The 15662-nt window shown below is 31.8% G+C and carries 13 protein-coding genes; 10 read left to right on the top strand and 3 right to left on the bottom strand.

Annotated features, from left to right (window positions below; all coding sequences use genetic code 11):
- Positions 1-235: 235 nt before the first annotated feature.
- The 6 genes from CHB72_RS07385 (at position 236) to manZ (ending at position 6670) form a co-directional block, all read left to right on the top strand.
- On the top strand, positions 236-3040 hold the full coding sequence (locus tag CHB72_RS07385) for a sigma 54-interacting transcriptional regulator (RefSeq protein ID WP_089282234.1): 2805 nt from the start codon (positions 236-238) through the stop codon (positions 3038-3040).
- A gap of 196 nt (positions 3041-3236) precedes the next feature.
- Complete coding sequence (locus tag CHB72_RS07390) at positions 3237-4043, top strand: Cof-type HAD-IIB family hydrolase (protein ID WP_089282235.1); 807 nt, start codon at positions 3237-3239, stop codon at positions 4041-4043.
- Positions 4044-4076: 33 nt separating this feature from the next.
- Positions 4077-4496 (top strand): PTS sugar transporter subunit IIA, encoded by a 420-nt coding sequence (locus tag CHB72_RS07395; RefSeq protein WP_089282236.1) that lies wholly within the window; start codon positions 4077-4079, stop codon positions 4494-4496.
- Position 4497: 1 nt separating this feature from the next.
- Entirely contained in the window at positions 4498-4989 is a 492-nt protein-coding gene (locus CHB72_RS07400) for a PTS system mannose/fructose/N-acetylgalactosamine-transporter subunit IIB (RefSeq protein ID WP_089282237.1), read from the top strand.
- Between the two features lie 21 nt (positions 4990-5010).
- Positions 5011-5781 carry a PTS mannose/fructose/sorbose transporter subunit IIC gene (locus CHB72_RS07405; RefSeq protein WP_089282238.1) on the top strand — a complete coding sequence of 257 codons (771 nt, stop codon included), beginning with the start codon at positions 5011-5013 and terminating at the stop codon, positions 5779-5781.
- A 19-nt stretch (positions 5782-5800) separates the two neighbouring features.
- A complete protein-coding gene (manZ, locus tag CHB72_RS07410) occupies positions 5801-6670 on the top strand; it encodes a PTS mannose transporter subunit IID (RefSeq protein WP_089282239.1) in 870 nt (289 codons plus the stop codon).
- 255 nt (positions 6671-6925) lie between these two features.
- Here the strand turns inward: manZ and CHB72_RS07415 are convergent, their stop codons facing one another.
- From CHB72_RS07415 to CHB72_RS07425, 3 genes are all read right to left on the bottom strand, one after another.
- Positions 6926-7165, bottom strand: a complete 240-nt coding sequence (locus CHB72_RS07415; RefSeq protein WP_089282240.1) for a hypothetical protein — start codon at positions 7163-7165, stop codon at positions 6926-6928.
- Between the two features lie 433 nt (positions 7166-7598).
- Positions 7599-8513, bottom strand: coding sequence for a PHP domain-containing protein (locus CHB72_RS07420; RefSeq protein WP_089282241.1), 915 nt, complete (start codon positions 8511-8513; stop codon positions 7599-7601).
- Entirely contained in the window at positions 8506-9687 is a 1182-nt protein-coding gene (locus tag CHB72_RS07425; RefSeq protein WP_089282242.1) for an MFS transporter, read from the bottom strand. The genes CHB72_RS07420 and CHB72_RS07425 overlap by 8 nt, the downstream gene beginning before the upstream one ends.
- A gap of 112 nt (positions 9688-9799) precedes the next feature.
- Between CHB72_RS07425 and CHB72_RS07430 the strand changes: the two genes are divergently transcribed.
- From CHB72_RS07430 to CHB72_RS07445, 4 genes are all read left to right on the top strand, one after another.
- Positions 9800-10693 (top strand): AraC family transcriptional regulator, encoded by an 894-nt coding sequence (locus tag CHB72_RS07430; protein WP_089282243.1) that lies wholly within the window; start codon positions 9800-9802, stop codon positions 10691-10693.
- A gap of 766 nt (positions 10694-11459) precedes the next feature.
- Positions 11460-13277 carry a ComEA family DNA-binding protein gene (locus CHB72_RS07435; RefSeq protein WP_089282244.1) on the top strand — a complete coding sequence of 606 codons (1818 nt, stop codon included), beginning with the start codon at positions 11460-11462 and terminating at the stop codon, positions 13275-13277.
- A gap of 45 nt (positions 13278-13322) precedes the next feature.
- The gene (locus tag CHB72_RS07440) at positions 13323-14012 is read left to right on the top strand and encodes a response regulator transcription factor (RefSeq protein WP_089282245.1); all 690 of its coding nucleotides are present in this window, start codon (positions 13323-13325) and stop codon (positions 14010-14012) included.
- On the top strand, positions 14002-15348 hold the full coding sequence (locus tag CHB72_RS07445) for a sensor histidine kinase (RefSeq protein WP_089282246.1): 1347 nt from the start codon (positions 14002-14004) through the stop codon (positions 15346-15348). The genes CHB72_RS07440 and CHB72_RS07445 overlap by 11 nt, the downstream gene beginning before the upstream one ends.
- Positions 15349-15662 lie beyond the last annotated feature (314 nt).

Raw genomic sequence — 15662 nt, forward strand, 5'->3', positions numbered from 1 at the left:
ATTGGATATATCTACCGAAGAGGCGGGTGCATTTTTATCAAATTTTGTGATTGAAAATTTGTGAGAAATTTTAAATTTATGAAGGAATATAAGCAAATTATCTTGAAAAAATTAAAGAGAAAAAGGATAAGATGAAACGGTTAAATGTTTAGGGGTAAAATATGTACTTATGAATTTGCATGATACATTATATATTTAATTGAGTTTCAGAGTATAAAATGGGGGATGGGATAATATGAAGAGGATTGATAAAATATGTAAGTATGTTTATGAAAATTCTGCTAAGCTTACGTTGGAGGATTTAAAAGGCAAAGTTGGATTTAGTGCTTCTGATATTTCTCAAACACTAAATATCTTACGTAATAACGTTAGTAAGGAATTAAATATATTGTTAAAACAAAATAAAATTATAAAAGTAAAAGGTAGACCAGTTTTATTTTTAGATAGGTCAATAATCGAAGAAATTATTGGATATCAATTAGAGTTGAATTGTTTGGAGATCGATGATCTTAACGATATAGTTAAAGATAATAATAGTTGCAAAGATAGGAAAACAAATAAATCAAAGGATTCAAAGGATCCATTTGATCTTCTTATTGGAGTTAATAGTGGACTTAAAAATCAAATTGAGCAAGCAAAGGCTGCCATGTTATATCCACCAAACGGTTTGCACACATTGATTGTAGGACAAACTGGTGTAGGTAAAACTTTGTTTGCAAGTATGATGCATAATTATGCCAAGTTTTCTGGTGTGTTAGATAAAGAGGCTCCATTTATAGTATTTAACTGTGCGGATTATTACAATAATCCGCAACTATTGATTTCTCAAATATTTGGTCATATTAAAGGTGCATTTACTGGAGCAGATGAAGAAAAGGCTGGGTTAGTTGAAAAGGCTAATAATGGAATATTATTCTTAGATGAAATTCATAGACTTCCTCCAGAAGGGCAAGAGATGATTTTTTATTTTATGGATACAGGAACATTTAACAAATTGGGAGAGACTAATAGAAAAAGAAAGACAAATGTCCTTTTAATAGGTGCAACTACTGAGGAGCCTGGATCAGCTTTATTAAAAACATTTGTAAGAAGGATTCCTATTATAATAAATATTCCACCTTTAGATGAGAGGCCAGTAAAGGATAGGCTAGAAATAGTTAAATTTTTATTATGCAATGAAGCATATAGAGTTAATAAAAAAATTTTATTAGAAGCAGATTCGGTAAAAGCTTTAATAGGAAGTGCCTCATATGGAAATGTTGGTCAAATGAAATCTAATATACAACTTGTTTGTGCAAAGGGATTTTTAAATAGTATAGATAATAAAGATGAGATAGAAATAAAGTTTAATACCTTGCCTTCAGAAATAAAAAATGGCTTATTTACTTTGTTAAGCAAAAGAAAGGACATAGAGGAATTATCAACATACTTAGATTCAAAGCTGGTTATTATGCCAGGTGGATATTTAAATTTGATAGAAGAAGATCGATATGAACCACCATTTAATTTATATAAAATTATAGAAGATAAATCTAATATACTAAAATGTGAAGGTGTAGATGACGATTTTATAAAACAGTATATAACAACTGATATACATATTCATATAAAAAGCTTCTATGATAAATTTATAGACAATGAATCCAGTAAGAAAAAAATATTAAAAATTGTAGATATGGATATAGTTGAGTTTGCCGATAAGGTAAAAGAGTTAGTAGAAAATAGACTTAAAAGAAAGTTTAGCAACAGGCTTTTATGTGCATTAAGTTTGCACATAAGTGCATTTTTGAATAGGGTAAAAAATAATAAATCTTTAAGATATGTTGATATTGAAGATGTAATCAAGGATAATCCAAATGAATTTAAGGTATCAATAGAAATAAAGAATATGATAGAGGAAAAATATGGTATAGAAGTTCCAGAGATGGAAGTTATTTATTTAACTCTTCTAATAAGCACAATAAATGAAGAGCAAAATTTACAACATGTAGCAGTATTGGTTGTAACACATGGATTAAGTACCGCCAGCAGTATGGTAGATGTAACTAAAAAATTATTAGGTGAAGGTATAGTTGAGGCTATTGATATGCCCTTAGAAGCAAGTCCAAATCAGGTTTTAGAACAAATTATAGAAAAAGTAAAAGCAATTAATACAGGAAAGGGCGTATTGTTTCTTGTTGATATGGGTTCTTTAGTTAAGCTTGGAAGTATTGTAGCGGAGAAAACAGGTATAGAAGTAAAAAGTATAGATATGGTATCTACAGCATTAGTATTAGAGGCTGTTCGAAAATGCAATAGATATGATATGAGTTTAGATTGTGTATATGAATACTTGAAAGACTTTAAAGGATACACAGTGATAGATAGAGTTAAGAATAATGAAAAAAATAAGAAAGCTATAATAACAGTATGTTCCACTGGAGATGGCACAGCTGAAAAGCTTAAACAGCTTGTGGAAAATGTTATTGCTAAGGTAATTGATGAAGCAATAGAAGTAATACCTATTGGCGTTAATGATATTAATAGCAGACTTAATATAATTGAGGAGAAATATAATATAATAGCAGTAGTTGGAATTATGAATCCTAATATAGATGCTACTTTTATATCGATCGAGGAGTTAATAGCAGGAAATGGTGAAGATATGTTAATTAAGGCAGTAAAAAATCATGAAATCATAGTTGGACAAAGTTTAACCAATAATATTGTAGCTAAAGATTTGTGTATTGATACATTAAAACAATTTTTAACCTTCTTAAATCCATATAAAATTATAAGTGTATTAATTAAATTTGTAGATATTCTAGAAGATGAATTAAAAATAAAATACCAAAAGGCTAAGTATATTAGTCTAATAATACATATTGGTTGTGCATTAGAGAGAATGGTAATTAATAATGGATTAATATATACAGAGAACGATAAGTTGCTGGATAATAGGAAAATAGAGGTTTTAAGGAAAGCCAATGAGTATATTTATAAGTCGTTGAATATTAAGCTTAGTGATAGTGAAATATTTTATATTGTAGAAATGATATAGGTTGGTATTAAAATTAAAAATCTTTGATACACTAGAGGATTAGTGTATCAAAGATTTTATTATTTTTAAAAAACAATCTAATTTATTGGGTACAATAGAGGGTTTCAAAATTAATTTTAATTTTGATACTCTATTTGGCATGATAAATGCTTAATAATACAAGAACAAAAATTTAATGTAAAGCTGAGGTGAAAATGTGTGTAATTACAAAATGCTATGTTTAGATATTGATGGAACCTTATTAAATTCAAACCATCAAATTACTAAAGAAACAAAAGAGGCTATAAGAAAAGTTGCACGTGAAAAAAAACTACATGTGGTTCTTGTTTCAGCTAGAATGCCAAAAGGTATTGTATTTTTACAAAAGGAATTAGGTATTGACGGATATATAATATGCTATAGTGGCTCTCTAATTCTTGATAAGGATGGCAATATAATATTCAACAGACAAATTGACTCAAAAGTTACAGATGACATATTAAGGTGTGTGAATGAGTTCAATGTAAGCATTAACCTTTATAAGGATAATCGTTGGATCATAGAAAGGAGAGATAGTTGGTCAGATATAGAAAGCAGTATTGTAGGATTTGAACCAGAAATAAATAACTTTAGTCAGATAATTAATGTAAACGATAACATTGGACCTAATAAAATATTAATACTTGGTGATAAAGATGAAAATCTTAAAGTTTATAAAATGCTTAAAGATAAATTTGAGGATTGTATAAATATATATCCATCAAAACCAACTTATTTGGAAATTATGAATAAAGATGCTTGTAAGACAGAAGCGATTATACAGTTATTAAAATTATTAGATATAAAACAATCAGAAGTAATAGCTATAGGTGATAATTATAACGATGTTGATATGATAACTTTTGCAGCTGTTGGCATAGCAATGGGAAATGCACCAGAAGAAGTAAAGAAAATAAGCGACTATGTTACAGCAACTAATAATGAAAATGGAGTAGCAAAAGCAGTATATAAATATTTTATTTAAGTCAATATAGTTTAAAAATTTGGAGGGAGAAATATGGCAGCAATTGTTGTTGGGTCACATGGTAGTTTTTCAAGGGAGCTTATAAAATCTGCAGAGATGATTTGTGGAAAACAAACAAATATAGGATGTGCAACCTTTCATGCTGGAGAAAGTGTTGATGACTTAGTAGTAAAATATGAAGAGATAATTTCAAAGCTTGATTGTAAAGATGGTGTTTTATTTATTGTAGATTTATTTGGTGGTAGTCCTTATAATGCAGCCAGTAGGATTGCTATAAAAGATAAAAATATGGATATAGTAACAGGGATTAATCTTCCTATTGCTTTAGAATTATTTGGAATGCATCATTTTAGTTCTGTAGATGAATTAGTTAAAATAGCTTTAGCGTCATCTGCAGCAACAATAAAGTCATTTAAAGAAACCATGAAGGATTTAAAAGAGGAGGATTTATAAAATGGAAATTAGTTTTGTAAGAATAGATGACAGATTAATACATGGTCAAGTGGCAACAATCTGGACGAAAACTAGTAAATGCAATAGAATAATGGCTTGCAGTGATGAGGTTGCCAAAGATGATTTGAGAAAAACATTATTATTGCAGGTAGCTCCTCCTGAAATAAAAGCATATGTGTTGACTATAGATAAGGCAATAGACGCCTATAAAAATCCAAAATATGATAGTTTTAAAACCTTATTCTTATTTACTAATCCTAAGGATGTTGTGAGAATGGTTAAAGCTGGAGTCCCTATTAAGTCAGTTAATGTTGGCGGAATGTGTTATAAAGAGGGAAAAATTCAAATAACAAGTGCTGTTTCTGTAAGTGAAGAAGACATTGATGCATTTAAAACCCTTAACGAAAAGGGTATAGAGTTAGAATTAAGACAAGTAGCCAGTGAAAATAAAGTTAGTTTAATGAGCAGATTAGATAGTTTGAAACTTATTTAATATATAAGGGGGAGTATAATAATGAGCGGAATTCAATTAGTCTTGCTAATAATTGTTGCAGCAATATCTGGTATGGGAAGTGTTCTTGATGAAGGACAAACCCATAGACCTTTAGTAGCATGTACACTTGTAGGTATTGTATTGGGAGATGTTAAAACAGGAATCATACTTGGTGGTACTCTAGAAATGATGGCATTAGGATGGATGAATGTTGGAGCATCAATGGCGCCAGATGCAGCTTTAGCCAGTGTAATTTCAGCAATACTTGTAATAATAGGAAAACAGTCCATTGGAGCAGGTATAGCAATAGCTATTCCAATTGCAGCAGCAGGGCAGGTTTTAACTATATTTGTAAGAACAATAACTGTTTTCTTTCAACATTTATCTGATAAATATGCTAATGAAGGAAATACAAGAGGAATAGAAATGTGCCATTTCCTGGGATTATCCCTACAAGGTTTACGTGTAGCCATTCCAGCTGCATTAGTAGGAGTAGTGGCAGGAACAGACATGGTAACTTCCTTTCTTGCCTCTATTCCAGAAGTAATCACAAGAGGATTACAGGTTTCAGGTGGATTTATAGTTGTAGTTGGATATGCAATGGTAATTAATATGATGCAATCTAAGAATATAATGCCTTTCTTCTTCTTAGGATTTGTTTTTGCTGCATTTACCGGGGTCAACCTAATAGGTTTTGGTATAATCGGTGCTGTTTTAGCTATACTTTATATTCAATTGTCACCAAAGTATAATGCTGTAGCAGTTGCAGCTGATGATCTTGAATTAGAATAGTATATAAGGAGTGGTAAAAATGAGTAAGAGTAAATTGAAAGAAAATGCAAATAGGCAAGTACATGTAACTTCAACTAAAACATTAGATAAAAGCGATATGAAAAAGATTTTTATAAGATCATGGTTTCTATTGGGATCCTTCAATTTTGAAAGAATGCAATCAGTAGGATTTTGTGTATCATTAATTCCAGCATTGAAAAAATTATATAAAGGCGATGAATTAAAAGCTGCATTAAAAAGACATTTAGAATTCTTCAATACACAGCCCTTTATAGCTTCACCAATTATGGGTATAACTGCAGCTATGGAAGAACAAAGAGCACAAGGAATGCCCATAGATGAAGCTTCAATCAGTGGCGTTAAAGTTGGACTTATGGGGCCTTTAGCCGGTGTAGGAGATCCTATATTTTGGGGAACTGCAAGACCAGTACTAGCAGCACTAGGAGCATCTATAGCTTTAAGTGGAAGTATACTAGGACCATTGATATTCTTTATAGCATTTAATGCAATAAGATTAGCGACAAAATGGTATGGATTAAATTATGGTTACCAAAAAGGAACACAAATTGTTTCAGATATGAAAGGAAATAAACTTAAAAAGCTTACTGAAGGTGCTTCAATATTAGGACTTTTTGTTATGGGGGCTCTCGTTTCCAAATGGACAAGTGTAAATATTCCTTATGAGCTTTCACGTTATACTGGACCTGATGGTGCAGAAGTTATTACAACTGTACAAAGTATATTAGATCAATTAGTTCCAGGATTGATTCCTCTTCTAATGACATTTACATGCATGACATTATTAAAGAAAAAGATAAATCCATTGATTATAATTTTCGGATTATTTGCAACAGGTATTTTAGGATATTGGGCAGGAATATTAAGCTAAATTTAGTGCATTGGCAGATAATCAGTTGCTACCAGAGGTGATTGGGAGGCCTTGGGCCAAAAAATTAGTTGTTGATGGCAAAATGAATGTTGGGAACTTAATTAGAGGATGTAATAGAATTGGGTTTATACAAGTCTATTATATCTTCTTTATTTTTACTGTAGATTGTGTCAAAACAGACAAAGGGACAGGGACTTGTCTGCTATACTTTTTCAACCATATACTTGCTTACCCCTGTTACTCTCGCAAGTTGTCTTATTGTAATACCTCGTTTATTTCCTTTAGATTTTTCAGTATCATATCCTTTTCTTGTCTTCCCAATAAATGATACAAACCCTTTTTTACTTCATATTCCTCTTCAATTAGTTTAATTATCTCTTCATCGGTGATCCTATGTCTTTCTTCATAATCTAAACATATATCTTCGTTGATTTCATTCATGTATTTTTCTAATTCTTCTTTTGCTATTTGTTTTTCTGTTGTAAATAATTTCAATATAAATTCTATATATTCATGGTGGCTATTTCATCTATATCCTGCTACTGAATCTGCTATTCCTGTCTTACATCGGATTCCGATGTCTCATTAAGTAGTATCCATAAAGCTTAATTCCACTTTTTTCTTTAATTTCCAGTATTCTTTTAATGAATTTGATACAGTCTCGTCATCTTCAAATATGTTTTTACGATTATTTCCTCTTGTAATTATATGATATATCCCTGTTTTACTCTTTTTTCGTGCCTATCTTGGAATATCCTACCACCTATGCTAGATTATATCATATTTCATTTACAGGACAAGTCCCTGTCCCCCTGTCTGTTTCTGTTCTTTCTCATGATATGCCTTGCTTACATTTTGTTTCCGACCAAAAATTACAACAATTAGATCCAGGAAATAACTTCTAATTTTCGTTATAACGATGATTCAGTCATTTATCTATGTCTAAGGTAAAGTACTTTTTCAAACTACTTATTAACTCATTCTCGGAAATTAAACACCCATGTTGTCCTAATGAAATGGCAGGTTTTGTTTTTCCGTGAAAATCACTTCCGCAAGTAACAAATAGTTTAAAATCCTTAGCCTTTCTAAAAAAATGAAAAGCTTGTGATGGTGTATGGTAACTGCTAAAAGCCTCTATTCCATCTATTCCTGTACATATAAGGGGATGTAATAGATCGTAATAATCTTTCAGGTTTACGTTTGGATGCGCCAAGACCGCTTTCCCGCCATTTCGGTGAATGATATTTACTACGTCTTCTAAAGAAGGGTACTCAATTTTAACATAACAAGGTTTCCCCTGTGAATAATAGTCCCAATAAAAATTAACATAGGAATTATTGCTTTTTACACCACCTGAACGATAAGGACGTAATAATGGATGATTATTGTATTCAGGCTTATTCAGTAATACTTCGGCAAACATCTCACCTGTCCAACTTCCCTGCCAGAAATTATTCTTTGAAACTTTCCACATATCATTTTCTGTTATGTGAAAACCTAACGCTTGAGTTTCCGCAAGCATTTTCAAAGAAACATCAAAGCTTTGATCATCAATATTTTTTTCAATTCTAACAAAATCATTATTCTGATAGTCAATACCATAGCCAAGTACATGAAAATTTGTGTTTTGGAAAACGCAATCAATTTCTATGCCGGGGATATAACGAATTCCCTTTTTCTTAGCTTCCTTTTGTGCTTCTTCATTTGCCCGAACAGTATTATGATCTGTAATAGACATAGTCTGAATACCACTTACAACACATTTCTCTACCAACTCTGTTGGCGTGAATTCACCGTCATCACTGTACCTACTGTGCATATGTAAATCAATCGAATTATTCATTTACTGCTCTCCTATCTGAATAAGATTTGCGGTTACAATATTCAACCAGTAAAATCATCGCTCCAGTAAACACCAACTGAAATAATGGGTAAATTGTTATACTGATTTTTTCAGTTAATAATCCAATCAAAGGTGGGGAAACGGTGCTACCAATGTAGGCACACGCCATCTGTAAGCCCATCATCGATTGAGAAGCATTTTTACCAAAACGTTCCGGCGTCTGATGCAATAAGTTAGGATAGATTGGCGCGCAACCAAGGCCAATCAATATCAGTCCTGCAAGCATGGCTGTACGAGTTATAGAAACAAATAATAATGCTACACCAAGTGTTATCAGTCCCTGTCCTAAGCGTATCATACCTTTCGTATTTAATTTTAAGGTAAGTAGTCCACTAAAAAAGCGTCCTGCTGTAATACCTAAATAAAACAAAGAAATGAATGAAGCGGCAGCCTCAGGAGTAATACCTTTTTTCAAAACCATATAACTGCTTCCCCACAACCCTGTCACCTGTTCTAAAGAACAGTAGCAAAACAAAGCAATTAAAGTTTGCTTGGCACCGGGGAGTCGGATAAGCTGTTTGTATTTTAAAGGCGATGAGGAATTGTTTTTATCTTCTATCTGGTCAAGGTTCTTTTTCCACATTGGCAGAGAAAAAAGGAGTATCGCAGTTAAAGCAATCTGGATTAATGAAATCGTGCGATAGCCATAATGCCAGCCTAGATTTCCTGTTAAACTTACACCCATAATGTAGGGACCAAGAGTAGCACCTATCCCCCAAAAGCAATGGAGCCAGCTCATATGCTTGGCTTTATAGTGCAATACAACAAAGTTATTCAACACGGCATCCACCGAACCTGCCCCTAACCCATAGGGAATAGCCCACAAACATAGCAATACATATGTACGAGAAATAGAAAAACCAAACAATGCTGTTGCTGTCATACCCACGCTAATAGCTGTTATCCATCCTGTCCCAATTTTCCGAACTAATCGATCACTTAGTAGACTGGAAATGATGGTACCCCCAGCAATAATCATAGATATGATTCCAGCATATGATATTGGCACTTTAAGTCCAGAATACATGCTGGGCCAGGCAGCGCCTAAAAGAGAATCCGGCAACCCCAGACTGATAAAAGTAATATAGATAATTACAAGCAATAATTGAACCATCTTTTTCTCCTTACAGTTTATTCTTATTATAATAATACCGTCTAAATAATCTTGATACAATTCGATTGTGGACGTATAATATAAGAATATCGACAAGAGAGGAGGTGCGAGTATGGCACTTCAAAAATGTGGACTAAACCTTAACAGAAATAGGCTGGAGCTTCAGCCACATGGTACATTGGATTTTCCATGCGCTGGATATTGTTCACAACATACAGAGAGCACTGACGATATTATCCCATGGCATTGGCATGAGGAAATGGAGATTATATATTTGCTGTCAGGTCAACTGAAATTGAAAGTACCAGGAAAGACATTTCATTTACAACAAGGCGAAGCTATTTTTATTAACTCAAATATATTGCATTTTGCAGCAGCAGAAATGCATTGTGAAATTCATTCTTTGGTTTTTCACTCTACTCTTATCACGGGTCAAGATAAATCTATATTCGCTCAGAAATATATCACTCCCCTTATCAATTGTGTGGCTCTTGACAGTTGCCACATAGCGCTTGCTTTTAATTGGGAAAAACAGATAGTAACTGATTTTATTCGTGCATTTGAAGCGATCGCTTTCGAACCAACGGGATATGAATTTACAGTCAGAGAGAATTTATCGCATATATGCTTCACTCTGTATCAGCAATATGAGCAAGAAATAAAAAAGTGGGATACCGAACTTAATCAAGACAGCACCCGCATTCGAAAAATGCTGGACTTTATACATGAACATTATTCAGAGGACTTGACATTGGCACAGATTGCAAAATCGGCAGATATAGGAGAACGCGAATGTCATCGATGTTTCCAGCGAGGAATACAGATTTCTCCCATACAGTACTTAATAAAATATCGGGTGATGCAGGGCGCTACTATGCTTTTGCAAACTCCCAACAGTAGTATTTCAGAAATTTCTATTCAATGTGGTTTTGACAGTCCCAGTAATTTTTCACAAATGTTTAAACGTTTTTTTAAATGTACTCCAAGAAATTATAGAAAACGATAGAAATGAATTTATATATCAAAACGGTTGCGTATTCGCTGTGAATCTTATCCGACACGCTTGTTATTTTGTCGCATATGAAGGGTTAGCGATCCGCATCTCACTTTTCGGGTAATCAAACAAGTCAGCCACTCCGGACGAATGTCGATATGAGCCATATAGCCCTTTCCGTTTGAGCTGTATCCATCTTGATTATCTGTAAGGAGTGGACGTTACTGTTTTGTCAAAGGTGGAGAATATTATTTTGAAGAAAGCCGTTGCAACCACTGGCAATCCACAGATTACATAAGCCAGTTGCAAGGGAAAAATAGATTCATTTTATGAACTTTATAATTGTAATAGAAAAGAATTGCTTCACTAATAATTCTATGCTTCGTTACATGCCAGACCACAGCCTAAATAAAATTCACAATCATCGCCCCTCTTTTATTTTTTTATCACACCTATAGACGTAACCTTCTAGAAAAAGTTACACCTAAATAACGTGGACCTGAAAAATCGAGGCCATCTTGTTCCCTATTATATCTTCTTAGACATCCTTTTATTATGCAATAAGTCATATTCATTGACACCAATCACTTCTAAATAAAAACCTCAGTCATTTATGATACGGTTCACCATAACTGAGCTGACGGTGGTTTTTTACACGCAAAAGAAGTAGTTAAAAACAAAGAATAAAACTTCAGAAATTCTTCATATTTCCTTCAAAATATGTTGATAAAGCTTTAGTAATATTATATCAAATAACCTTAAAGGGGGATGGCGTGCTATGAAAAAACTATTAATAATATTTATTTTATGTACTATGCTTTTTTTTCCTTCAGGTAGTGCCTATGCTCAAGAATCATGCCCGATATCTATCCTTACACCCACGAATGAAACAAAGAATGGATTTCCAGTTTTTCTGAGTGATGTTGATAGTCAAGAATTTTGGAATATATACAATAATTCCTTTATCAAAAAATCCGTTGAATTATATCAAGAAGCTCAGAAATATTCAGATTTTAAAGATGAAAGAGTATATTTAACCTTTAAAGAGAATTCTGGAAGGTATGCTCGTAGTGGTTTTTATTTGAAAGAAGATGGATTTTATTATGATAAGACAAAGTCACCCTATATTGAACTATCTACTAGTGACTTAAGCGGGTATTATAGTAAACTAAATTCAACAACTCAAATATTTCCTCATGAAATGGGACATGTAATCCATAATATTACAGCAGTAAGAGATAATGAGATTCATCAAAACAGTACAAATATGCATTATTCAAATATTATCACAGAGTACAGTACTGCATTTAGTGAAGGCTTTGCTGAGCACTTTGAGGTGATTTCAAGGATTTTTGAAGAAAATGAAGAACTTAAACAAGAGATTTATCAAGACCTAGAAAAGAAGAAAAATAATATCCCTAAACTATTGCAAAAAGGAAGAAGAGATTTTGTACTTCCCTTAAGACTAGATTACTATAGAATGTCTGTGCTTTTTTGGCTGCAAACACATGAAGACTTAAAGAGACATGAGCTTGGCTCAAACGGAGATGGTAAATATAAAAATAGTTTAATTGAGTTTAATAATACACAAAAAACAATACTCTACAGAAATATGGGATTAGGGCAGAATTTGCAGCAAAAAAGAAATATTCAACAAAGCTTATCAACAGAAATTGTGGTCTCTAATTTTTTCATTAATTTAGTAACCACCGGAGATGGTGACCTAATAGAAATATATTCTAAAATATTCAATGTATTTAGTAAATATTTAAATAAGGATAATACTCCAGAACTAATTGAATTTGTGAAGGGATATATGATCGAATATCCTGATGAAAAAGATAGAATTCTAGATATATATAAGGAGAGTACAGGCTATGCTTTTTCCAAGGAGTTTGCACCAGAAATATGGGTTGTAAGTGAAGGTAAGTATATTAGTATCATTATGGATCAGTTTGGGGGCTTAAATTTTCCCTTTTACGTTTTTAATATAAATACCTGTGAAAAGGAAGACTTGATTACTTTGAAGGGTATATCTAAAAAAGAAGCCGAAGAAATTATTTCCTATAGAGAAAGTATTGGATGGTTTAATGATATAGCAGAAATTGAGGATATCCCAGAAATAAGTAAAGCCACTATTGAAATATTACAGTATAATAACTCACAAGAAAGAATACAGACTATGGAAAATCAACTTGAAGAGAAAATAGAGTCAGGAAAATTGGTAATAAGCTTTAGTAATATTATCTTTGCTTATATACAGCATTTATTTTTCAGGTTAATGGTTTGGTTTATTTTGTTTTTTATGGTTTATTATTATATTATAATAAAGGAAAAGAGGCCCTTGCTTCTTACAGTTATTAAAAAACATATAAAATTTTTATTCCTGGTTGCTTTGGGTCTTATCAGCGTAATTTTAAGTTCAAGTCTATACATTGGTGATACCACTGTCAATCCAATATCTTTATTATTGATAGGGGTTCTTATTATGCAAATTATTGTTAGCTTTATTATAAGAAAAGATAAGATAAAAACCAAAGATAGCTTTATATCAACATTAATAATGACTGCTATTATCTTATATTCTTTGTATTAGAGATATAGAGGCTTTGTGAAATACGGTTTTTGAAGGGGGTTCGTAATGGAAAATGTGAAGATTTTAGTCGTTGATGATGAAAAGGATATTAGAGAGCTTATTGAAATCTATCTTAAAAGCGAGGGATACCATGTTATTAATGCAAAAAATGGGTCTATAGCTATTGAAATAGCCAAATCACAAAAATTCCATCTTATTATCCTTGACATTATGCTCCCTGATATTGACGGTATAAAGGTCTGTACCAAAATAAGAGAAATATTAGATGTACCAATAATCATGCTATCCGCTAAAAGAGAAGATAATGATAAAATTTTGGGGATTATTACTGGAGCAGATGATTATTTAACAAAGCCTTTCAATCCAATGGAGCTTGTTGTAAGGGTTAAGGCACAGCTAAGAAGATATCTAAAAAATAATATCTCCACTAAATCAAACGAAATAGTGGTAAAGGATTTAATAATTAATTCGGAAACCCATAGAGTTTATGTTTCAGAAAAGGAAATAAAATTAACAAGTAAAGAATTCGATATTTTAAAATTATTAGCCGAGAATGGAGATATTGTTTTTAGCAGTAGAAATATATATGAAAGTGTTTGGAATGAAGAGTTCTTTGAATCTGATTCAACAATAATGACCCATATAAAAAACATTAGAGATAAGCTTGGTGATAACATTAAAAATTCAAAATATATAAAAACAGTATGGGGAGTTGGATATAAGATTGAAAAATAAATACGTTAAAGGCATTCGAATTAAATTTCTTTTTATATTCTTTATATCCTTTTTTCTTAGTGTTTTTTCTGGATTATATATAAATAATATCTTGAGAAATCAAAGAACCGATTATTCAAAGGAAATAAGTATTTTCAATTCAAGGTCTGCAGTTATAATTGATGATATTAAAAGAAATTTTCATAATACAGATGAGCTTAAAAGAATTATAGACGAGTATAGAAATAGGATTGAAGTTTTTATTGTAGACAAAAAAGGATATATACTTTTAAAGCCCAAATATAACTATCAGTTGCAATTGAACATAGATGAGGTTTTATTAATTCAAAATGCTAAAGATTTTCAAGATAATCAAATTGTATACTATATTGTAGAAGCTATTGATAATGAAACATATGTAGTTTTATCATCATCTTTAATAAAGCAAGATGATACAAGGGCTTTATTTTTCGCATTAATAATTTTTATTCCTATGTTTTTGCTATTAAGCTATGGAAGGATTAAATATATTGATACTCTTTCTAAGGGAATTATAGAAGTATCAAAGGGGAAGCTTGATTACAGAGTTCCTATAAAAGGAACAGACGAGTTAACGGTGCTTGGTGAAAACATAAATTATATGGCAGAAGAGCTACAGAATTTAAAGGCTAAAGAACAGGAAAATGAAGCAGCCAAAAATAGACTAATTGTAAACATGTCCCATGATTTAAGAACTCCTTTAACCTCAATTATTGGTTTTATAAAGTTATTAAAAGGGATTTATACAGGGAAAGATGAGATTGACAGGTATATAGATATTATCGATGATAAAGCCCATAGGTTAGAAGGACTTATTGATGATCTTTTTGAATATACTAAGCTAACCTCCTATGATATTAAGCTTAGCATTATTGAGGTTTCTTTAAATGAATTAATAAGACAAGTTATAGAAGAAATGATGCCTATATCAACTGAAAACAATATAAAAATTCAATTTGATATGCCTCAACAAGAAATATTGATAAATATAGATCCTACAATAATGATAAGGGTATTCGAAAATATTATTATTAATGCTATACGATATAGTGAAAAGCCCGGAAAAATTAATATTAAAGTTTTAGAAGAAAAAAATGGAGTAATGATAGCAATTGAAAATAAAGGTGAAGCTATAAAAAAGGAAGATTTAAACAAAGTATTTGATAGATTTTATAGGACCGATGAAGCAAGAAATTCTGAAACTGGAGGTTCTGGTATTGGGCTTTCCATTGCTAAAGCAATAATCAACTTGCACAATGGGAAAATATGGGCAGAATGTCAAGGGAAGAGTGTTGTTTTTTATGTACTCATAAGGTAGTCAGTGGCAGGACCTAAAAGTTTAATCTTCATTTTTTACCAATCACAAGAAGCCTTGTTAGTACTATACAAAAAATAACATTATATTTTCTTTTACATCTAAGTACCTAGATTTTGTACAAACAAGACCATAGCACTTTCCAATAGTTACCATGGTAGCATTACCAAAAAACAACTAAAGGTGAGAATAGCCCGCCCATAGAAGTATTTTTTATCCCCCAAAAATCCTACGAAAGGCGGTATCTCACCTATGAAAAGTATATCATTCAAACTAGATGAGAATAAAGTGGTAAATACTTCTGCTTGGCTTGTTTC

Origin of the sequence: Anaerovirgula multivorans, from assembly GCF_900188145.1 — a bacterium.
Taxonomy (GTDB): Bacteria; Bacillota; Clostridia; order Peptostreptococcales; family Natronincolaceae; genus Anaerovirgula; species Anaerovirgula multivorans.

Bases quoted from the DNA above. Each gene is read 5' to 3' on its own strand.
- CHB72_RS07420 (WP_089282241.1), bottom strand. From the start codon at position 8,513: ATGAATAATTCGATTGATTTACATATGCACAGTAGGTACAGTGATGAC.
- CHB72_RS07435 (WP_089282244.1), top strand. From the start codon at position 11,460: ATGAAAAAACTATTAATAATATTTATTTTATGTACTATGCTTTTTTTT.
- CHB72_RS07440 (WP_089282245.1), top strand. From the start codon at position 13,323: ATGGAAAATGTGAAGATTTTAGTCGTTGATGATGAAAAGGATATTAGA.
- CHB72_RS07430 (WP_089282243.1), top strand. From the start codon at position 9,800: ATGGCACTTCAAAAATGTGGACTAAACCTTAACAGAAATAGGCTGGAG.
- CHB72_RS07395 (WP_089282236.1), top strand. From the start codon at position 4,077: ATGGCAGCAATTGTTGTTGGGTCACATGGTAGTTTTTCAAGGGAGCTT.
- CHB72_RS07385 (WP_089282234.1), top strand. From the start codon at position 236: ATGAAGAGGATTGATAAAATATGTAAGTATGTTTATGAAAATTCTGCT.
- CHB72_RS07405 (WP_089282238.1), top strand. From the start codon at position 5,011: ATGAGCGGAATTCAATTAGTCTTGCTAATAATTGTTGCAGCAATATCT.
- manZ (WP_089282239.1), top strand. From the start codon at position 5,801: ATGAGTAAGAGTAAATTGAAAGAAAATGCAAATAGGCAAGTACATGTA.
- CHB72_RS07400 (WP_089282237.1), top strand. From the start codon at position 4,498: ATGGAAATTAGTTTTGTAAGAATAGATGACAGATTAATACATGGTCAA.
- CHB72_RS07425 (WP_089282242.1), bottom strand. From the start codon at position 9,687: ATGGTTCAATTATTGCTTGTAATTATCTATATTACTTTTATCAGTCTG.